Origin of the sequence: Nitrosopumilus oxyclinae, from assembly GCF_013407165.1 — an archaeon.
In the GTDB taxonomy this organism is placed as follows: Archaea; Thermoproteota; Nitrososphaeria; order Nitrososphaerales; family Nitrosopumilaceae; genus Nitrosopumilus; species Nitrosopumilus oxyclinae.
Genome location: NZ_CP026994.1, coordinates 929,732 through 948,201, shown reverse-complemented (window position 1 = coordinate 948,201; position 18,470 = coordinate 929,732). Strand labels below are relative to the sequence as shown.

The following is an 18,470-nucleotide window of genomic DNA, read 5'->3' as shown; positions in this document are numbered from 1 at the left end:
TTCATGAGATTGGGAGAGACTCTTCAGTTCTTCCAATCTCGCTTTTGATTAATCAACCACATATTGGATGTTTAAACAAACTTCATATTTTCGTAAAAAGTATGAAAATATTATTTTAAATACATGTACCTAATCTATTGTTATTATTGTGTTATTTCTTTATCAAACAGACACCTGTTAATTTCATAATCGATCAAAATTAGGGATGGGCATGGGATCAAAATGACATCTGTAATTGTAATTGATGATAATGAGGATATTGTATATTCAATGTCTGAACTTTTAGAGATATATGGAATTAATGTAGTTGGTAAAGGCTACAATGGATTAGAATGTGTGGAATTATACGACAAACTACATCCTGATGCGGTTTTACTTGATTTGATGATGCCAAAATATGATGGGCTGTATGCATTAAAAGAACTCAGAAAAATAGATCCAAAAAGTGTTGTACTAATTGTTACTGGAGGGGCTTCTCCGTCAATGAGTGATGGGGTAGATGCTTTGGAGCCTAACAAAATCATTTTCAAACCAGTCGACGTAAATACTTTGGTTGAAACGATATTGGAGGAGACACACACCACAATGCCGTTTAAAATTCAATATTCATTCAAAGATGATCCAAATTCATACACTTGTGTAATGACGCATGATCAATACAAAAATTTCAAAGACTTGCCTGTATTACAAGAAAGTAAAATTCTTAAAAATGATGAGAATAATCTTGAAGCATATAAACAGGAAATGCAAAAAGCATTAATCTTGGCAGCCGAAAACGACCTTACTCATATTCAAAAATTATCTCAACAGGTTTAATCTATTTCCTTGGTTTTCGTCTAGGGTTCTTCTCATAATATTTCTCGACATTCTCGTTCCACTCTTTAGTTTCTGCAAGACGAGAGCGTGCATGTGGTCTTTTACCATTGTTTGATAGTACAGTACTATTATTTTCATAAAATTTATCTGTCTCATTAATTAAAACATCTAGAAATTCTGATGCACCTTTAGATTCATCACTTTTAGGATCCTTGTGGGATAAAATGGATTTTGCAAGTGTCTCAATTTTTGCTATTTTAATTCTATATTCACTTAATACTCTGTGTTCGAAGGAAATCATTTCATTTTTGCTCCATTTTACTAGTGTATGTTCATTTCGGTTCTCTTACCCGTACATTGATTTGTCAATTGTTGCATCAGTAGTGTTGTTTTGAGCTGAAAATCCACTTAAATTTGAGCGAAGAATTTTTTGAACATGCCCTGACACTCTTGCCACATTATCCCATGCACTATGAAATGAGATCCTGTCTAGTGATTGCTCATCTACATGGGAAAATATGGCTAATCCTGCAATATCCTCTCCCGCCTTAATCCATTGATGCCCAACACCACATGTTGTACAAATCTCACTTATTTCCATAATTGCTTTAGAAAATGATGGGTTTTTCATAACTAGTAATTTTGAATCTTGGGATGGGAATCTCATGTTTACATTGATGTGAACTCTGTCTTCCCGGTTTGCATTTTTGCTGACAATGACATTGCTACCTACATGAAACTGCCAATCTATGATCTTGCTCTTCTCTTTGATTTTTTCAGTTTGATCTTCATAATTGATTTTTGTAACTTTGATAAATTCTTCAACCAAATTTTTCATTTCTTGAGGTGTTTTTGCCATGAGTCTGGTTATTCCTTATCTGATATATCCATGTTATAGAAAAAAAGAATTAATGGCTGTGTCCACAACCACAAGAGTCATGTCCGCCATGGCCTTCTGATTCTTTACCTGCACATTTGGAACATTTCTCTGCTCCTGTTGGGGAGAAGAAACCAATTCCACATGATACACATTTTTGATTTGACATGATGTTAGTATAGAATTGCCGTATTTAATTAATGCGCATTATTTAGGCTGGAGATGAAAATAATAAAGTTCAGAATAATTTAGTATGGGTTATTCAGATTTCTGAAATACTCTGTATTCTCCGATAATAGAGTTACACTTGTGACATGTGTATTGTCCTCTTTCTATCAAAGTTAATCCATCTGCAACTGCTTCGTTTGGCTGTTCCTCAATTTGTATTTGAGTTGGTCCATTAAACTCTGAATTACATTGTTTGCAAAAGTGTTTTGACATTTTTGCAGTATCTAATTTTTCAAGTGATGCTAAAAAATGCTTGTCTATATTTGGAACAAGTTTTGATTTTGTTACTTGCTCATCAGTAAGATCTGCATTAATCCATCCACCTGATCCGGCTAGTTGAATTTCGGTCAATTTGATATATTGTCTTGTTTGGTCTTAAAATACTGTTTGAACTAGATGATTTTTTGTTTCCATTCTGGAAAAAAAGTCAGTCTCCTTTACTATGGAGACTCTGAAATGTATTAACTAGTTTATGTGAGCATTGGGCTCTTCCAGCTAACACCGCGAGATGTCTCTGACTCAATGAACCTCTTACGTCTATGTTTTTGTTAAAAAACCAGAATCAAAAATAATTACTTTTAGGTTAAATTTCTAAACGCCCGATCACAAAAATCATGCGCAATTGTTTGAGACTTGTCTTATCTCCATATGCAAGAAATAGCTTCATTATTCGGCAATATTCATCAAATTTGAGGAAATCAGATAGAACCCGTTGTAATAATCATCAGCACATGACTTTAATTTTTGAGGTAAATAACACTTTGAATTACGATGCAACGTAAGTTTTTCTCATCTAGGTCATTACACCATTACTGTCTTTAGAATCTGATTCTACAATTGCTTTTATTTGAGATGTATCTTCGCAGTTTTTTCTAAATCCAATAGTATGTTGTAATATTCTAACCATCCCATATCGTTTGTAACTGCTAGTTGATTCATCATATTCCTTGTCATGTTTTGTTAAAATCACGGCTTTGACTTTCTTCTTACATGTTTTGCAATATACAAAAATCTCTTTCACAACTTTTTTGAATTATTTGTGAACTTAAGGTTATTGGAATGATTGCAGGTGTTACTCTATGCCTTTTTCTAACTTTATTTTTCTAATGACTTCTTGAACTAATTCTTCATCTTTTGTAACTAATTCTTGTAGTTTTTTCTTGTATTCTTCATCTCCCCATTTATCCAGACCTAGCATCTCTTTGACTAGTTTTACAATTTCAGATTTATTTCTCTGATGGTCACGCTTGGCAATTTCTGCACCTTCCATAACTTTTCTCAAATAATTATGAATTTTAAGCGTATTGATTTTTTTAGTAGAACTGGGGAGTACTGTTGTTGAATTTTAACTGTATTTTTTCGTCATGTAGTTACAAATGCAATAATGTTGATGAAGGTGAATTTCTAAAACATTTGAATAAAGAACACCATGATGAAATTTTGAAAATTTCAAAAAAAGAGAATATTTCAATTAAAATGGCAGAAATGATAACAGTGACAAACTCCACTGTATTCATTAATTCTGGATAATTGACAACAAAATGGGTTTATAGATTCTACTCATTTGCCTGTGACATAGATGATATACAGTATTGATGATGCGATAACTGAAATTCCGATAATTATTGCCAGTTCCTTTGTTGAAAATACACTTGTTCTAACACTCACAATTCCCCTATGGGAATTCCAAACTTAAGCTTATTGAAATTCAGTATATTCAATATGGGTAAAAAGTCTAGAAAAACCAGTAGGTTGGATAATCTGTTTTAACTAATGGATGGTTTATGATGCTCTACTGTAGTCTATTCTCAAAAGAGTTTGGAATCTGAGGAAATTTTTTTATGTATAATTTCTACGTCGTGGTTAAATACAAATTTTGCATAATGGATTTATGATTCAATTAAAAAATAAAAGAAATATTTTCAAAATAATTCAAAACAAATGGGACCAATTAGAGAACCCCGACCAAGAATGGTAGGAATTAAAATTTAAAAAATTAAGCATATTGTTTATTTCTCAAAAGAGTTTAGAACACTGCAATGCCAAATTGTAGAAGGTTTGAACAGAATGATTATTCTTTGTTTTTGTCTCTAAAATCATTTGAATTATGATGACCTAGTGCATCACGATATAGTAAGTATCCAATTATCGTCATTGGAAAAGATAAAAATAACATTATGGTCAGTATGGATAAAACCCAATCTGGTAAAACAGAGTTTTTAATACCGCCAATGATTTCAGATGAGAAAAATAGAATAAGTGCAGGAATATAAAATAATATCACCCCAGATAAAGCTAAACCTGCACTTATGGTAATTCCCTTTTCATGTTCTTCTGCATGTATTGGCACCCACCAAACTAGATAGTGTAATCTGAGAGATTCTAAAATTGTTCTAAATGACATTAGACAGATCCTGTATGGTTTTTTGTGAATTGTTCATTCCATTCTTTTGACCATTTTTTTATAAAATACATTGCAACAGGTAATATTGCAAGTTCAGGTATTACAACATGCATTAAAGACATGGGGAAAAAATACATCATAACACCAAATACAGGGAGTCCAATGCCAAGCACAATCATAACATATGGAGTCAATTTTCCTACTTTGTTTGCAGCATAAAGATCCAGACCTGGAATGTAGACATATTGTGTTTGTTTCTTAATGTCTACAGGTTCATTTTTCATATAATTCACTTATGATTTTCATACATTACCATCTGTATGTTATTTCAGATAACATAGGCACAAGATTATTCAAAAAGCCCTGATTTAGTCCGTCAAACAGTAGGTTGGATAATTGGGTTTGACTAATGGATTGTTTATCATATGCTAGTTGGGAGAATAAAAATATCGATATACTATGTTTGAAAAATCAGAAGATTCCTATGGGTCCAAATGTGTTTGTGGACATTTTCTCAACGGGCATCATCATGGACCTATCAAAAAAACAATCTATTCAAGATTCAGTCATGAGTTTGTAGAAAATAGGATTAATTGTAGATTTTGTGAATGTCCAAAATTCAATAAAAAGCATTTTTGGAAAAAAAATCAAAATTACTCATTAAAAGATAAATCGTGAAATGAATTGGATTCTAAACCTATTCACACTTTAGCCACATGATTTGCTGTGGTCAAACAGTAGGTTGGATAATTGATTTTAACTAATAATTCAATTCTGTTTAGTAAGCCCAACCACGTGCAATTAATTTTTCAATTGTTGATGGTTTTACACAAGCTGGAGATTTATCTACTTTGAAAATTTTTTGGAAACCTTGTCTACAAACAATGTCTAATGGAGCTATGCCTGATTCTTCTTGAATTTTCAAACTAGGGATTTCTTTTGACGATAATAATTCAGACTCTGAACTTTTTAGATTATCCACACTCGGGTGATATGCTCCTATTGCAGATAAAATCATTCCTAAAGAGATTTCATTATCAGGATCTGTAGAGTGATTAAAAGAAGATATCGTGCCAATTAATGCAGAAGATGAATTTAACATGATTACTTGTTCTTCATAAGAAAGAGGAATTCCTTCAGAGTCTAATTCTTTGAATAATCCCATGGTGCCAAAAATATTGACAGCCCCTTGAGGAATTTGTCTTTTGAATAAAGGTTCAATAGAATATTTATCAAAAAAAGATACAGTGGCAAAAGGCAAACCATCTATAAACTCCACATCAGTCGTTCCATCATACCCGCGATATTGTAATACAACTACAATATTTTCAAATTGATACAGATCAGAATTAATATCATCAATTAATTCTTGAGATATATCTAATAGTTCCGGATTGCTTCCCTGTTTATCAAATTTATCAACTAATGCATTGTATTCATTTACCAATTCTTTCACATCCACAGAAAATAATTCCATGTCGATACTTCTAAACACCTTTCGATGAAATTCTTCAGGTTCTAAAATATTCAGATAAGGGATCATTGAACCATCCTCATGAATAGCTGCATATGAAGAAAGTTCCCAACCTCGCTGACTTAATTTATCTTCAATTCGTAATAATGTTGTAGTCATTTCACTACCTAGATGTTCAATTTCAACATCAGAAGAGAATATTGTGAAAAAATCTTCTCTTGTTTTTATGTTTAAAATTTCTTGAAAGAGATCAATTAATTCTTCATCACTCATTTGAGAAAAAGCATAATTTGAAAATAAAGATTCATCTTTTTCAGAAACTTGACAATTATCTGCAAATGGAACTAGTTTTGGAAATTCTGGCCACATGGCATTATCATTCCAACCTTCAAAAGTTATCAAATAATCAAAGGGTAACTGGCAATCAAAGGATCTACGAATATCATTAATTTTTGAAAACCCATCAAGATTGCAAGAGTCTTCATTTTTTTGAATAAGATTCAGATAATATCTACCGTTTGAAAAAGGTCCTTCATAAATTCCAATTTTACAATTCTGTATAGAACTAATTTGTTCAGAATTCATCATTTGTTCCAAATTTTCCGGTTCTGCAAATGAAGAAGGAATGAAACTGAACAACAAGAGTAAGGGCATCACCATCCAAACCAATTTCATAATCAAAATTTGCATATTTTCATACATTACCATCTGTATGTTATTTCAGATAACATAGGCACAAGATTATTCAAAAAACCCTGGTTTAGTCCGTCAAACAGTAGATTCTTATCTAAAAATTTGAGGCAAAATATATGGCTAAAATTAAGAATAATTCTCCAGTATTATTCTTCTACAATAATTCAAAAAAATGGTTAACCAAAATTTCTAAAAAAGAATCCTTCCACACTCACATTGGTATTATCAAACACTCTGATGCAATTGGCAAAGAATATGGTTCTAGATTAATGACAAACAAGGACAAGTACGTCTATCTTTTGCAGCCAACAATGTATGATTATGTAATGAAAATCCAACATGGTACACAAATTGTGTATCCTAAAGATATTGGATACATTATTGCAAGAGCTGGGATTGGCGATGGACAAAAAATCTTAGAGATTGGAACAGGCAGTGGCTCATTAACTTCGTTTGTAGCTAGTGTTGTAAAACCTCGTGGTCATGTATACACATTTGATGTCGATGAAAATTTTATGAAAATTGCTGAGAAAAATATCAAAAAAGCAGGAGTTTCAAAATATGTAACTCAACACAATCTTGATCTAAAAACTGCTAAAAAAATGCCTTTAGACGAAATGGATATGGCAATTATTGATTTAGGGGATCCTTGGGTTGTAATTCCTCAAGTTAGACAGATGTTGAAGGGTAGTGGAACTATGTTTGCTATTTGTCCTACTATGAATCAATTAGAAAAATTAACCATGGCACTAGTTGAAAATGAATTCACTGACATTGAATCAACTGAACATATCATCCGAAATATAGAGGCCAGAGAGGGAAAAACCAGACATTCTTTCCAGGGGATTGGACATACAACTTATCTTTGTTTTGCAAGAAAGGCCTTTTTTGGTAGAGAGGCTCGAAGATCTGCAGAAGCAGCAAAAGTTTCAGACTCTTCAAAGAAAACTGCTCCAAAAATTGTTAAAAAAACTATCACAAAACCGGCAAAAAAGACTAGTGGAAAAACCCCAAAAAGGACAAGTAAAAAATCTGCCTAGTCATTGTTAGATACTTTAAAACAAGTTTTATTCATCTATTTTTTAGAGTGTATGGTATGGTGAGGAAGAATCTGACTGCTGCAATGGTTAAGAAATTTATTCCTGCCAGAAAATCAAAATCCCGAAAAGGTGACAATGGAATTGTTCTAGTTGTTGGTGGAAGTTACATTTACCATGGCGCGCCAATATTATCTTCACTTGCTGCATTGAAATGCGGAACTGATCTAGTTTACACATCTGTTCCTAAAGTTAACGTTACTCCAACTCGTGCAGTTTCTCCAAATTTGATTGTAATTCCTTTAGTTGATCAAAAACTTACATTAGGTGCAGTAAACAAACTGATTGGCGCTTTACCCCGTAATTTACATTCAGCAACAATTGGAATGGGATTGGCAATTCAAGAAAAAAATTCATTGTTGCATTTTGTAAAGTCATTACTTGATAGGGATGTTAGATTATCTCTAGATGCTAGTGCATTAATCCCTGATGTTTTACCATTTCTGGCAAACAAGAATGTTGTAGTTACTCCTCATGCAGGAGAATTCAAAAGATTGTTTGGAGATGTACCACCAAACACAAAAAATGAAAGAATCAAACTTGTAGAATCTAAAGCAAAAGAGTTTGGAATTACTGTTTTACTGAAAGGTGCAACTGATGTTGTATCTAATGGCACTACTACTTATCTTAATGAGAAAAAAACTCCTGCTATGACCGTTGGTGGAACTGGTGACGTTTTATCTGGATTAGTGGCAGGATTGTTATCAAATAATAGAAATTCTTTGGAATCTGCAGCAGCTGCTACATTCATTAATGGATTGGCAGGAAAATCTGCTCAAAAACGCTTAGGATTACACATGACATCGATGGATCTTTTAGATGAAATTCCATCTGTAATGAAGCCTTTTGATAGAATTGTGTGAGTAAAATGATTCCAGCAAAGCATGTAGATTCTCATATGGATGAACTTGTCTCAGATTTACAATTACTAATTCGTCAACCAAGCGTTTCTGCAAAAAATGAGGGGATTGAAGAATGTGCAGTTTTGGTTCAAAAATTACTAAAAAAATCTGGGGTCAAATCAGAAATTTTACGATTAAAGAAAGGTGTTGCACCAATTGTATATGGTGAAATAAAATCAAAACAAAACCCCGAAAAAACTCTCATGTTTTACAATCATTATGATGTCCAGCCTGCAGAACCTTTTGATTTATGGGATGATCCTCCATTTAGTGGTACAAAAAAAGGTAACAAAATCTTTGGACGTGGTGCAACTGATGACAAGGGAGAATTAATCACTCGAATCAAAGCAGTAGAGGCATGTCTGAAAACAACCGGTGATGTACCTTGTAACATAAAATTTGTAATTGAAGGTGAAGAGGAAACTGGCAGTGCACATATTGAAGAATATCTGAAAAAATACAAAAAGAAATTTTCATGCGATGGAGTAATTTGGGAATTTGGATATGTTGATGCAAAAAATAGACCAATCATCGGACTTGGAATGAAGGGATTACTCTTTGTTGAATTGTCTGTAAAAGAATCCGTTCGAGATGCACATTCAAGCTTGGCAGTATTAATTAAAAATCCTGCTTGGCGATTAATCGAGGTTGTAAATACTCTGAGGAACTCTGATGGCAAAGTCCTCATCAAAGGATGGTATGATGAAGTATCTTCTTTTTCAAAAAACGATTTGAAAATAATTCGAGAGGAGCCTTTTGATGAAAGTGTATTTAAAAAAGAATTTGGAATAAAGTCATTTGTGGGAAACAAAAAAGGAATGGATGCAAAAAAGGCTCTAGTTGGAGGGGCAACTTGTAACATTGCAGGTTTTGTTTCAGGATACATTGGTGATGGTGCAAAAACTGTTCTTCCTGGTAGTGCCCTTGTGAAGATTGACTTTAGATTAATCCCTAAGATGGATCCTAAAAAACAAGTTTTACGATTAAAAAACCACTTGAAATCAAAAGGATTTTCAGATGTTGGCATCAAAGTTTACCATGGTGAGGCAGCTGCTAGAACTGACTCTTCACATCCATTTGTATCCCAAGTTAAAGATGCTGCAGACAAGTCGTTTGGAAAGTCAATTCTTAACGTTTCAAATGCCGGTACTGGTCCGATGCATCCATTTGTTGAAATTCTAAATGCTCCTTGCATATCTATAGGAAGCACATACATGTTTTCAAGAATTCATTCACCAAACGAATTTGCAAGAATTGATTTGTTAAAGAAAACTACAAAATGTATGTGTGAGATAATGAATAATTTTGGAAATTCCTAGTGTAGACATCTGGGTATTTTTTTGATAGCTTGGGCAAGTGATATTCTACCTGGACCTACTATCATAATTACAAGTGCTACTGCAAGTAAAATTAAATCCAATTCTACTCCTCCTTTACCCGTAATGCTTGATGCTCCTTTGACCATGAAAATTGCACCAAGCATAATAATTGAAATTAATGATGCAGATAGTCTACTTAGAACTCCAATGATTAGTAAAATTCCTGGAACTAGTTCTGCTAATGCAATTGGGATTTGCATTTCTACAGGCAATCCCATGTTTGGCAAATTCTCTGCAAATCCTGGACTGAACTTTGAGATTCCATGAAGAATAAAGATCACACCGATTGCAGATCTTAACCCCATGAACACTAAATCGTTTAGAATCTTCTCTCGAATTTCAGCAGAGGTCATGAGACTACCTTGAACTTTCACTATAATTATTTTGCCCACAAATTATACGTTAAATGTAGAAAGCCCTTTATTATGCGGCAAAATTATTTGAAATATGTCAATGTATATGCCAGGAGCAACTGCTGTTGGGATTACTTTTGATGGCGGTATTGTTCTTGCAAGTGAGAAAAGGATCGCATTTGGAAACTTTTTGGTAAGTAAATCCACAAAGAAAACATTCCCTATTACTAACAAAGTTGGTGCAACCTGTGCTGGCCTTGTAGCTGACATGCAAATTCTATCTTTGCAAATTGCTGCTTTAGCTAAAATTAGAAAAATGGAACTTAAAAGAGACGTTCCACCAAATACAGTAGCCAAAATGATGTCAAATATGATGTATGAAAGAAGATACTTCCCATTGTTAACTCAGGTAATTGTTGGTGGCGTAGTCGACAAACCAATCATGTATACCTTAGACCCGTTAGGTTCAGTACTTCCTGATGATTATGCAGCAGTAGGAACTGGTGCAGAAATGGCATTAGGTGTTTTGGATCCTCAATTCAAACCAAACATGAGTAGAGATGAAGCAGTAGAATTAGCAAAACATGCCGTGCGTTCAGCAGCCCTTAGAGATTCTGCTAGTGGTGATGGATTAGATATCCTAGTGATCACTAAAGATGGTACTGAAGAATTTACAGAAGATATTAAATAAAAAATTTATTTTAAAAATTAGTTTTAATCGTAAATAGTTTTTCCCGTTTCCCAGAATCTGTCTGAGACATAATGCATATTTTTTATCACCTCTCCTTTTTCCATGGTTTCTAATTCTGAACTACTTACCAGTGACTTTCCAACTGCTAAAAACTTGTGTTGAGATTCCTCAACAATACATACTATCTTATCTTTTTCAAACTCTGTGAATTTTTTAATTCCTGGTCTCATCAAATTTGCTCCCTTACACATGAACTTCACTGCTCCCATGTCTACTGTAACTGTTGGAAATTTTTCTAACATTTCAATTTCAGATAAAAATGGTAAATAATCTTCATCGACTTTGAGAATTTTTAATCCATCTCCTGTAATAATTTGTGCATCATCTAAAATTTGATGAACTTTGACATTTTTCATTTTAGGAAATTCCATTCCCCATTTTTCTGAAACTGTCTTTAGCAGTGTACTAGTTTCACTTTTAGAAATTAAATTAGACTTCAATCTCTTGCAATCTCTTGTCTGATGTCTAACAAGTCTCTGAGAATTGAACTGGCTGTTTCCATGCCTCCTGCACCTTTACCGATAATTGTCTGGGTGCCTGAATGCTCAGATGTAAAAGCGATTGCGTTTAATGTTCCATTCACACATAGAGGATCGTCATTTGATACTTCTTTTGGTCCTACAACAAGTTCTTTGTTGCAAGATGCGATTAGTTTAATTGCACAATTATTTTTGGCAGCCTTTTTGATATCTTCAACTGTGACTTTTCTAATTCCTGTACAGTTGATGTCTGGAAGTGTTACTTTCATTCCCATAATCCAGTTAGCAAGGATGACTAGTTTTGCTGCAGCATCTAATCCATCTAAATCTAATGTCTCGTCTGCTTCTACATACCCTTTGTCTTTTGCATCTTTGAGAGCTTCTTCATAAGTTACCCCTGTTCCCATATTTGTTAAAATGTAATTTGTAGTTCCATTAAGAATTCCTGCAAACGATGTAATTCTTTCACCGCTAAGGCTATTTTTTGCATAATCTAGGATTGGGGTTCCACCTCCAACTGTACCGCTGAATTTGAACATTACCTGATTGTATGTTGCAAGTTCTAACAGTGATGGGAATGCTAGCGCTAGTGGTCCTTTATTTACCGATATCACATGCATGCCTTTTTTCATGGCAGTAGTGATGTGAGTCATTCCCGGCTCTGCATCTTTGTAGTTACTTGCTGTAGTTTCAATTAACACATCTGCATCTACATTTTTTAACATGTCAATTCCGGACATTAAATTTTTAGAATCTGAATAATTTTTTACCGTCCCAAACTTTTTCTTTGCCTCAATTAGTTTATTGAAATTTAATCCTGATGGGTCTACTGCACTTCCTTTACTATCAAAAACTCCTACAACTCTTGGCTTTAATCCATATTTTGCATATAGATCATCTGCTCTTGATTCAAATAATTTTACCAAGCTTTGACCTACAACCCCAAAACCGCATAATATGATTCTCAAATCATTTCTTTCCCTTTTGTTTCGTTTTTGTGGTTCATAATATTCTTCTTGATTTTATTATCCTTAATTGTGTTTTATTAATAATTTTTGAATAATCTTTCACAATTAACATGCCTTTGTTAATTGATGACTATTGCATATCTTCATCTTTTTCATGTTGTAATGAAATTGAATTGATACAATATCTTTGATTTGTAGGCTGAGGACCGTCGTCAAATACGTGACCTAAATGTGCGCCACATTTGTTGCAATTAACTTCAGTACGAACCATTCCATATGCGTTATCTGAAATGTATTCTATCTTTTCTTCAGAGATTGGTTTCCAGAAACTTGGCCATCCTGACCCTGAATCAAATTTTGCATCAGATGAGAATAGTTCTTCACCACAACACGTGCATTTGAAAGTCCCTTCTAGTTTGGTATTGTTATATTTTCCAGTAAATGGTGGTTCTGTTCCATGGTTAATACAAATTTCATATTGATCTGGGGTTAGCTGCTTTTTCCATTCTTCAGGCTTTTTCACAATTTTTTCTGTCATGATATTTTTTAATTATTCTGATATTAGTATATTTTTCTATTTTTTTAATTTCTTTCGCTTTTCTTCTGTTCTTTTTTCAGATTCAAATCTTTCCAAATCATATTCTTTCATGTCTACATACTTCATTATTTTACTGAGATTTGGATGAACTTTGTTAATTTGTTTGAACATTTGTTGTGCGACTCTTCTATAATCTACATGTCCTTGTGGAACTGTTCGTAATTCAATTAAATGACATGCTTCTCTTAGATTCATTTTCATGAAATATGGATAGTTGTATCCAAAGTTTACAACATACTGTCCTTGTTCTGGAAGTTTAATTCTGATTTTATCAAATATTTCTTTTGTTTTATTCATACAGTCTTTGAAATCATTTTCAATTCCTAAAACTTTAATTTCGTTTGGAATGCTGTATCCATGATCTGTTGTTAGTAATTGTCTTTCAAGTGTAAGTGCTCTATGTCTGTGAAAATCTCTAAACATTCCAAAATTATTACATAAATCAAAAGTATAATAGATATTTTCAAAGGCCCTTGATGGTCTATGACGTCTGTTTGTACGAATTTTTGTAAATTCATTGATGATTTTAATTTTTTTATCTTTTGATATTTTTTTTACTTGTTTTAGTATGTCTTGGTATGATGTGCTAGGTGATTGCTCATACATGATGCTTGTAATTATTGTGTCTATAGAATTTTTCTCTGATTCATAGTATACTAGTTTGGTAACGGTGCCTTTCTTTGGGTTTGGTTTTATTTCTCTAGATGTAATTATTTTGGATTTGTTTTTTATATCTCTGAGATATTTTTGGAATGCTTTTCCATATTTGTCATCTGCTCGTCTCACAAATGACTTTATTGTGGTGTCAAGCTCTTTTTTGATTTTTGAGGCTAAATCTTGTTCTTCTTTTAGTTCAGATGCACCTAAAACAGTAAGTAGATATTCAAATGCTCTTCCGTTTCCAGTAATTCCAACATTGGTCAAAGTTGATGCTGGTAATAATCCTCTGAGAATATCAAGAGCTTTGGCTTTAGTGGAACCTCTATAGATCATGTTTGCAGATTTTATATCTGATTCATTTTTTAATTTGGTAAATAATTTTTCTTTTCCATCTTTAGAATCTTTGAAACTATATTTTTCAATTGGATATTTTTCTCTAACATAATTTATCATTGGTTCAATATTTTTTGAATAAACATCAAATGAAAAATTACAACTCTCCTCATACATATCTGCAAAACGAGATTTCATTATTTCAGGGTCTCTGTAAAATCTGTACTTTCCGTTTTCTTTTTTGTTCCATGCCACATATCTTGATGATTTTTCTAAATATGATAATCCTATTCTTCTGTCTTCAATTTTTTTCACTGCAATGTTTGATAATCCTTCAATTGCAATTTGTGCTTCTCCTAACTCTGCAACTGAATCATCGCCATACTCTAAGAGAACTCGATTGTAAAATTCCTCACCTCTAGTTTTGTTTTGTAAAAATTCATCAAGAAAAATTCGTCTCATGCTTTTGTCTGTTCTACTATATCTTGACATCAATGCACCACGATCAACTTGTCGTGGAGTAATTATTGCAAAGACGTTGCCTTCAGTGTTTGAAAAGTGATCTGATAGAATATTTTTTTCTTTAATTGAGAATTCAGACAATATGGATATGCTGTTTCACAATTATTAATAGTCTATTTCTTTTTTCCAATTTGAATTAGATCGGGTCCCTTGTCTCTGTTTTTGTCTTGACCTTTTGCTTGCCATCTCAATAACACTTGCTTGAATCCTTCTGCATCTTCTTCGTTTTCAGTGTATAGCAGTGTTGTAACCCAGAATCCTTTCTTGGCTGTTTTCCCTCCAATTGAGTTCATCCAGAAATCGTTTGGCAAGGTCTCCATTGCTTTGTTATTTGGATCCTTTGTAGCTTCAGTCCATCTGCTTGCGACAAAATTCAAAATTTGCTCAAGTTCTTCTTTTTGAATCATGAGCCTACTAAATTGTCTCTAAATTTTAAAATTGCTAAATCTCAGGCGATGTTGAGTTGGTGAATTTAATCTTACTAAAACTAAAAATATTTCTTACACTTTGCCGGTTATACAAATCTCTAAAGTATCACACATGACAAACGACGATATCGAAATTATCGGTAAAAATGTCAAAGACATGTACGGAACATTCATGGGTAAAGTCGTAGGAACAATAACTGACTTTGACGGAAGTATTCAATCCGTCGGAATCGACTGCGGTTCACAAGGATTACAGCAAATCCAATATGAGCAACTAGTCGTTCAAGGTGAAGTTGTTATATTTATTCCAAAATGGAGACTTGACTCACAAAGACTCATTCGAGAAAAACAATTAACTCTACGTCGATTGAAAGCATTGATTGATATAGTTTCTGAAAATGATGACATGAAAACAGATGCAGAAATAATTCATGAAAAATACAAGTCAAAACTTGTATCATTAGATGAAACAGAACGTGAAATCAAAGCAATACTTGAGGCAAGATTGACAGAGTTAGATGATCAAATGAAGTCTGCAAAAATGTTATCGTTTGATGCAAAAGTACAATTTAAGAGCAACGAAATCTCTGATGCAACATTTGAGACTGTGAAATCATGCACAACTGAGGTAATTGAGCATGTAACTCACGAAACAGCAGAAATCGCAAATGTAAAGAGTAGAATTGCAGACCTTGAATTGGAAGTGCAACAGATAACTGCCCCTCCAACACCAGACATCCAAGAATCAGCCCGTTCATATCTGGAGACTACTGAACAAGAACAACAAATTGTTCAGACAATACTTCCAGAAGTACCAGTCGAATCAACAACACCTTCAGAACTAATTGAGGCACCTAGTACCCCTATACCAGAACCTCCAACAGAATCTGAGGTAGCATTTGCATTTCCAGAACCACCCCAACAGGTGACAGCAGAAACTTCAAAAGACGACAATGATAACGATTGGCTTGCAAGAATGGAAGCACAATAATTTTTTTATATTATTTTTCAACACTTAGAAAGATCTAAGTTCATACACTTTTTGATGTCTGAAATTTTTCATATAGGTCTTGGAAATAATGATGATGCATTAAGAAAAAAAGCTGATGCTGACTTTGTATCGTTTTGGGATGAGCAGGCAAAGAATTTGTCGTGGTTCTCTCCGTGGGAAAAAACTCTAGATTGGAGGCCTCCTTTTGCTAAATGGTTCGTTGGAGGCACGATTAATGCCTCGTATAATACACTGGATATTCATCAGGCCGCAAAATCTGATAAATCTGCAATTCTATGGGAGGGGGAAAATGGCGAATCAAGAAACCTCACATATGGACAAATGTTTACTCAGGTACAAAAATTTGCAAATGTTCTCAAATCACTTGGTGTTAAAAAAGGAGATAGAGTTACAATTTATCTTCCGATGGTTCCAGAGCTACCCATTGCAATGTTGGCATGTGCTAGAATTGGTGCCGCCCACACTGTAATTTTTTCCGGGTTTAGTGCAACATCCATTAAAGATAGAGTGGCTGACTCAAATTCCAAAGTAATCATAACTGCTGATGGTGGGTATAGACGGGGGAAAATCGTTCCACTAAAGGATGTAATTGATGAAGCAATAAGTGAATTAGATTTTGTTGAACATGTAATAGTACTAGAGAGAACAAAAAATAAAATTTCAATGTCATCTAAAGATCAACTCTGGACAGAATTAATTGATAGTGCTTCATCTTCTTGTCCTGCTGAAGAATTACCTAGTGATCATCCTCTTTACATTTTGTATACTTCTGGAACTACAGGAAAACCCAAAGGCGTGTTGCATGGTACTGGAGGATACTTGACACATTTGTACTCGACATTCAAATGGGCATTTGACATTAAAGATTCAGATGTATTTTTTTGTACTGCTGATATTGGTTGGGTAACTGGACATAGCTATGTTGTTTATGCTCCATTCCTTCATGGTGCAACACAAGTGATGTATGAAGGCGCACCTGATTTTCCTGAACCATCTAGAATGTGGGAAATTTTACAAAAATATAACGTTACAATTTTTTACACAACTCCTACTGCTTTGAGAATGTTTATGAAATTTGGAGATGATATTCCAAATTCTTTTGATTTATCTCAATTAAGATTACTTGGAACCGTTGGGGAGCCGATAAACCCTGAAGTTTGGAAATGGTATTTCAAAACTATAGGGAAAGAAAAATGTCCAATTATTGATACTTGGTGGCAAACTGAAACTGGTGGAATGTTAATTTCTTCTTTACCTGGATTGGAGACTATTCCCCTAAAGCCTGGATCTGGAACTCTGCCAATTCCAGGCGTAAATATCACTGTAGTTGATGAAAATGGGGGTGATGTACCTGCAAATACCAAAGGATATCTTGTAATCAAAAACCCTTGGCCTGGGATGCTTTTGACATTGTGGGGTGATGATGAAAAATATAAAACAGTTTACTGGTCAAAATATGAAAATTGCTACTATCCTGGTGATTATGCTTTAAAAGATGATGATGACTATATTTGGTTGCTAGGTCGTGCAGATGATGTTCTAAAAGTTGCAGGTCATAGAATTGGCACTGCTGAACTTGAAAGTTGCATGGTTTCACATCCAAGTATTGCAGAATCTGCAGCATGTGGTATTCCTGATGAAGTTAAAGGTGAGGTGATTATTGCATTTGTTGTTTTAAAACAAGGTATTTCAAATGATACTAGTATTTTAGAAAAAGAATTGTCTAATAAAATTAGAACTGATATTGGTGCAATTGCAACTCCAAAACAAATCTATTTTGTTTCTAAATTACCAAAAACCCGTAGTGGAAAAATAATGAGAAGATTGTTAAAAGCAATTGGAAATAATGAGAAAATAGGTGATGTCAGTACATTGGAAGATGGTGCTGCAGTAACTGAAGTTCAACAAGTTTTTGATGAATTGCAAAAATCAATTAAAGAAAATTCTAGATAATTATTTTTTTAAATCATCTAATTTAATTTTAGATAACATTTCAAACATTTCTTTTAGTCCGTCATATTCTGATTTTGAATTTTCATCAAATTGATCATATTCTTTTTCTTTAATTTCATCTAATCTCTTAATTGATTCTTTAAAAAATTCTTCATACTCTTTTATTTTTTCATCTGACATTTGTGCCAAATCAAAAATTACGGTATTGCTTCCTAGCAGATTTTTATTTTCATCATATAGACTGGTTGCTTGTAATAATCCTGAAAAAGTATCGCCATTTTGTTTTTTGAATGTTATTTTTCTATCTGTCACTTTGCCTGTCTCAAACCATATTTTTAGTGAATTATTCATGTCGCCCCAAGAGTCTTTTGGTACGTGTTCGAAGATTGGTTTTCCGAGAATTTCTGACTTTGCATAGCCTAGATTTGCCGCATATGTCGAATTACAGTCCAAAATCATGCCTATGGAATTGATTCTTCTCCACATAATTGGGGCGTCTTTCAGAGTTTTCCTAGCTTCTGTTTGAGGCATTTTTTAAAATTA

23 protein-coding genes and 1 pseudogene are annotated in these 18,470 nt (G+C 33.5%); 8 read left to right on the top strand and 16 right to left on the bottom strand.

Annotation, left to right across the window (positions count from 1 at the left end; translation table 11 throughout):
- The first annotated feature begins 222 nt into the window (after positions 1-222).
- A complete protein-coding gene (locus C5F49_RS05750) occupies positions 223-816 on the top strand; it encodes a response regulator (protein ID WP_179362058.1) in 594 nt (197 codons plus the stop codon).
- 1 nt (position 817) lies between these two features.
- Here C5F49_RS05750 and C5F49_RS05745 read toward each other — a convergent pair whose 3' ends face one another.
- The 6 genes from C5F49_RS05745 to C5F49_RS05720 all read right to left on the bottom strand — a co-directional run bounded on the left by C5F49_RS05745 (position 818) and on the right by C5F49_RS05720 (position 3,191).
- Positions 818-1,117, bottom strand: a complete 300-nt coding sequence (locus tag C5F49_RS05745; protein ID WP_179362057.1) for a hypothetical protein — start codon at positions 1,115-1,117, stop codon at positions 818-820.
- A gap of 45 nt (positions 1,118-1,162) precedes the next feature.
- Positions 1,163-1,675: a hypothetical protein gene (locus C5F49_RS05740; RefSeq protein ID WP_179362056.1), complete on the bottom strand. Its 513-nt coding sequence runs from the start codon at positions 1,673-1,675 to the stop codon at positions 1,163-1,165.
- Between the two features lie 49 nt (positions 1,676-1,724).
- Positions 1,725-1,862 carry a hypothetical protein gene (locus C5F49_RS05735; protein WP_179362055.1) on the bottom strand — a complete coding sequence of 46 codons (138 nt, stop codon included), beginning with the start codon at positions 1,860-1,862 and terminating at the stop codon, positions 1,725-1,727.
- Between the two features lie 89 nt (positions 1,863-1,951).
- The gene (locus tag C5F49_RS05730) at positions 1,952-2,272 is read right to left on the bottom strand and encodes a hypothetical protein (protein ID WP_179362054.1); all 321 of its coding nucleotides are present in this window, start codon (positions 2,270-2,272) and stop codon (positions 1,952-1,954) included.
- A 442-nt stretch (positions 2,273-2,714) separates the two neighbouring features.
- Positions 2,715-2,942 carry a hypothetical protein gene (locus C5F49_RS05725; RefSeq protein ID WP_179362053.1) on the bottom strand — a complete coding sequence of 76 codons (228 nt, stop codon included), beginning with the start codon at positions 2,940-2,942 and terminating at the stop codon, positions 2,715-2,717.
- A 51-nt stretch (positions 2,943-2,993) separates the two neighbouring features.
- Complete coding sequence (locus C5F49_RS05720) at positions 2,994-3,191, bottom strand: hypothetical protein (RefSeq protein WP_179362052.1); 198 nt, start codon at positions 3,189-3,191, stop codon at positions 2,994-2,996.
- A 68-nt stretch (positions 3,192-3,259) separates the two neighbouring features.
- On the opposite strand from C5F49_RS05720, the gene C5F49_RS05715 reads away from it, so the two are divergent.
- Positions 3,260-3,451 (top strand): hypothetical protein, encoded by a 192-nt coding sequence (locus C5F49_RS05715; RefSeq protein ID WP_179362051.1) that lies wholly within the window; start codon positions 3,260-3,262, stop codon positions 3,449-3,451.
- A gap of 541 nt (positions 3,452-3,992) precedes the next feature.
- Here C5F49_RS05715 and C5F49_RS05710 read toward each other — a convergent pair.
- From C5F49_RS05710 to C5F49_RS05700, 3 genes are all read right to left on the bottom strand, one after another.
- Complete coding sequence (locus tag C5F49_RS05710) at positions 3,993-4,325, bottom strand: hypothetical protein (protein WP_179362050.1); 333 nt, start codon at positions 4,323-4,325, stop codon at positions 3,993-3,995.
- The gene (locus C5F49_RS05705; RefSeq protein ID WP_179362049.1) at positions 4,325-4,609 is read right to left on the bottom strand and encodes a hypothetical protein; all 285 of its coding nucleotides are present in this window, start codon (positions 4,607-4,609) and stop codon (positions 4,325-4,327) included. Before C5F49_RS05705 ends, C5F49_RS05710 begins: the two co-directional genes overlap by 1 nt.
- Before the next feature lie 494 nt (positions 4,610-5,103).
- A complete protein-coding gene (locus C5F49_RS05700; protein ID WP_179362048.1) occupies positions 5,104-6,441 on the bottom strand; it encodes a hypothetical protein in 1,338 nt (445 codons plus the stop codon).
- Positions 6,442-6,608: 167 nt separating this feature from the next.
- Here C5F49_RS05700 and C5F49_RS05695 point away from each other — a divergent pair, with 167 nt between their 5' ends.
- Genes C5F49_RS05695 through C5F49_RS05685 form a run of 3 tightly spaced genes read left to right on the top strand, consistent with a single transcriptional unit; the run spans position 6,609 to position 9,810 of the window.
- Positions 6,609-7,532 carry a tRNA (adenine-N1)-methyltransferase gene (locus C5F49_RS05695; RefSeq protein WP_179362047.1) on the top strand — a complete coding sequence of 308 codons (924 nt, stop codon included), beginning with the start codon at positions 6,609-6,611 and terminating at the stop codon, positions 7,530-7,532.
- Positions 7,533-7,588: 56 nt separating this feature from the next.
- The gene (locus C5F49_RS05690) at positions 7,589-8,452 is read left to right on the top strand and encodes an NAD(P)H-hydrate dehydratase (RefSeq protein ID WP_179362046.1); all 864 of its coding nucleotides are present in this window, start codon (positions 7,589-7,591) and stop codon (positions 8,450-8,452) included.
- Positions 8,453-8,457: 5 nt separating this feature from the next.
- Positions 8,458-9,810 (top strand): M20/M25/M40 family metallo-hydrolase, encoded by a 1,353-nt coding sequence (locus C5F49_RS05685; RefSeq protein ID WP_179362045.1) that lies wholly within the window; start codon positions 8,458-8,460, stop codon positions 9,808-9,810.
- Here C5F49_RS05685 and C5F49_RS05680 read toward each other — a convergent pair.
- Positions 9,807-10,223, bottom strand: a complete 417-nt coding sequence (locus tag C5F49_RS05680; RefSeq protein ID WP_179362044.1) for a DoxX family protein — start codon at positions 10,221-10,223, stop codon at positions 9,807-9,809. The genes C5F49_RS05685 and C5F49_RS05680 overlap by 4 nt on opposite strands.
- A gap of 94 nt (positions 10,224-10,317) precedes the next feature.
- On the opposite strand from C5F49_RS05680, the gene C5F49_RS05675 reads away from it, so the two are divergent.
- Positions 10,318-10,914, top strand: a complete 597-nt coding sequence (locus C5F49_RS05675) for an Ntn hydrolase family protein (RefSeq protein WP_246275293.1) — start codon at positions 10,318-10,320, stop codon at positions 10,912-10,914.
- Between the two features lie 23 nt (positions 10,915-10,937).
- Here C5F49_RS05675 and C5F49_RS05670 read toward each other — a convergent pair whose 3' ends face one another.
- The 5 genes and pseudogenes from C5F49_RS05670 to C5F49_RS05650 form a co-directional block, all read right to left on the bottom strand.
- Positions 10,938-11,414 carry a PUA domain-containing protein gene (locus C5F49_RS05670; protein ID WP_179362043.1) on the bottom strand — a complete coding sequence of 159 codons (477 nt, stop codon included), beginning with the start codon at positions 11,412-11,414 and terminating at the stop codon, positions 10,938-10,940.
- Positions 11,411-12,424: pseudogene (locus tag C5F49_RS05665) on the bottom strand (homoserine dehydrogenase); the annotation flags it as partial. The pseudogene C5F49_RS05665 and the gene C5F49_RS05670, both read right to left, overlap by 4 nt.
- A 127-nt stretch (positions 12,425-12,551) precedes the next feature.
- Positions 12,552-12,959, bottom strand: a complete 408-nt coding sequence (msrB, locus tag C5F49_RS05660; RefSeq protein WP_179362041.1) for a peptide-methionine (R)-S-oxide reductase MsrB — start codon at positions 12,957-12,959, stop codon at positions 12,552-12,554.
- 36 nt (positions 12,960-12,995) lie between these two features.
- Positions 12,996-14,615 carry an FAD-dependent thymidylate synthase gene (locus C5F49_RS05655; RefSeq protein WP_179362040.1) on the bottom strand — a complete coding sequence of 540 codons (1,620 nt, stop codon included), beginning with the start codon at positions 14,613-14,615 and terminating at the stop codon, positions 12,996-12,998.
- 32 nt (positions 14,616-14,647) lie between these two features.
- Positions 14,648-14,941 (bottom strand): hypothetical protein, encoded by a 294-nt coding sequence (locus tag C5F49_RS05650; protein ID WP_179362039.1) that lies wholly within the window; start codon positions 14,939-14,941, stop codon positions 14,648-14,650.
- Positions 14,942-15,074: 133 nt separating this feature from the next.
- On the opposite strand from C5F49_RS05650, the gene C5F49_RS05645 reads away from it, so the two are divergent.
- Together C5F49_RS05645 and acs are read left to right on the top strand one after the other, a co-directional pair.
- A complete protein-coding gene (locus C5F49_RS05645) occupies positions 15,075-15,953 on the top strand; it encodes a CdvA-like protein (RefSeq protein ID WP_179362038.1) in 879 nt (292 codons plus the stop codon).
- Positions 15,954-16,007: 54 nt separating this feature from the next.
- Positions 16,008-17,927: an acetate--CoA ligase gene (gene acs, locus C5F49_RS05640; protein ID WP_179362037.1), complete on the top strand. Its 1,920-nt coding sequence runs from the start codon at positions 16,008-16,010 to the stop codon at positions 17,925-17,927.
- Here the strand turns inward: acs and C5F49_RS05635 are convergent, their stop codons facing one another.
- Entirely contained in the window at positions 17,928-18,458 is a 531-nt protein-coding gene (locus C5F49_RS05635) for a PAS domain-containing protein (RefSeq protein WP_179362036.1), read from the bottom strand.
- Positions 18,459-18,470: the final 12 nt, after the last annotated feature.

Coding starts and splice junctions, on each gene's coding strand:
- C5F49_RS05750 (WP_179362058.1), top strand. CDS start 223: ATGACATCTGTAATTGTAATTGATGATAATGAGGATATTGTATATTCA.
- C5F49_RS05745 (WP_179362057.1), bottom strand. CDS start 1,117: ATGATTTCCTTCGAACACAGAGTATTAAGTGAATATAGAATTAAAATA.
- C5F49_RS05740 (WP_179362056.1), bottom strand. CDS start 1,675: ATGGCAAAAACACCTCAAGAAATGAAAAATTTGGTTGAAGAATTTATC.
- C5F49_RS05735 (WP_179362055.1), bottom strand. CDS start 1,862: ATGTCAAATCAAAAATGTGTATCATGTGGAATTGGTTTCTTCTCCCCA.
- C5F49_RS05720 (WP_179362052.1), bottom strand. CDS start 3,191: ATGGAAGGTGCAGAAATTGCCAAGCGTGACCATCAGAGAAATAAATCT.
- C5F49_RS05710 (WP_179362050.1), bottom strand. CDS start 4,325: ATGTCATTTAGAACAATTTTAGAATCTCTCAGATTACACTATCTAGTT.
- C5F49_RS05705 (WP_179362049.1), bottom strand. CDS start 4,609: ATGAAAAATGAACCTGTAGACATTAAGAAACAAACACAATATGTCTAC.
- C5F49_RS05695 (WP_179362047.1), top strand. CDS start 6,609: ATGGCTAAAATTAAGAATAATTCTCCAGTATTATTCTTCTACAATAAT.
- C5F49_RS05690 (WP_179362046.1), top strand. CDS start 7,589: ATGGTGAGGAAGAATCTGACTGCTGCAATGGTTAAGAAATTTATTCCT.
- C5F49_RS05685 (WP_179362045.1), top strand. CDS start 8,458: ATGATTCCAGCAAAGCATGTAGATTCTCATATGGATGAACTTGTCTCA.
- C5F49_RS05680 (WP_179362044.1), bottom strand. CDS start 10,223: ATGACCTCTGCTGAAATTCGAGAGAAGATTCTAAACGATTTAGTGTTC.
- C5F49_RS05675 (WP_246275293.1), top strand. CDS start 10,318: ATGTCAATGTATATGCCAGGAGCAACTGCTGTTGGGATTACTTTTGAT.
- msrB (WP_179362041.1), bottom strand. CDS start 12,959: ATGACAGAAAAAATTGTGAAAAAGCCTGAAGAATGGAAAAAGCAGCTA.
- C5F49_RS05650 (WP_179362039.1), bottom strand. CDS start 14,941: ATGATTCAAAAAGAAGAACTTGAGCAAATTTTGAATTTTGTCGCAAGC.
- C5F49_RS05645 (WP_179362038.1), top strand. CDS start 15,075: ATGACAAACGACGATATCGAAATTATCGGTAAAAATGTCAAAGACATG.
- acs (WP_179362037.1), top strand. CDS start 16,008: ATGTCTGAAATTTTTCATATAGGTCTTGGAAATAATGATGATGCATTA.
- C5F49_RS05635 (WP_179362036.1), bottom strand. CDS start 18,458: ATGCCTCAAACAGAAGCTAGGAAAACTCTGAAAGACGCCCCAATTATG.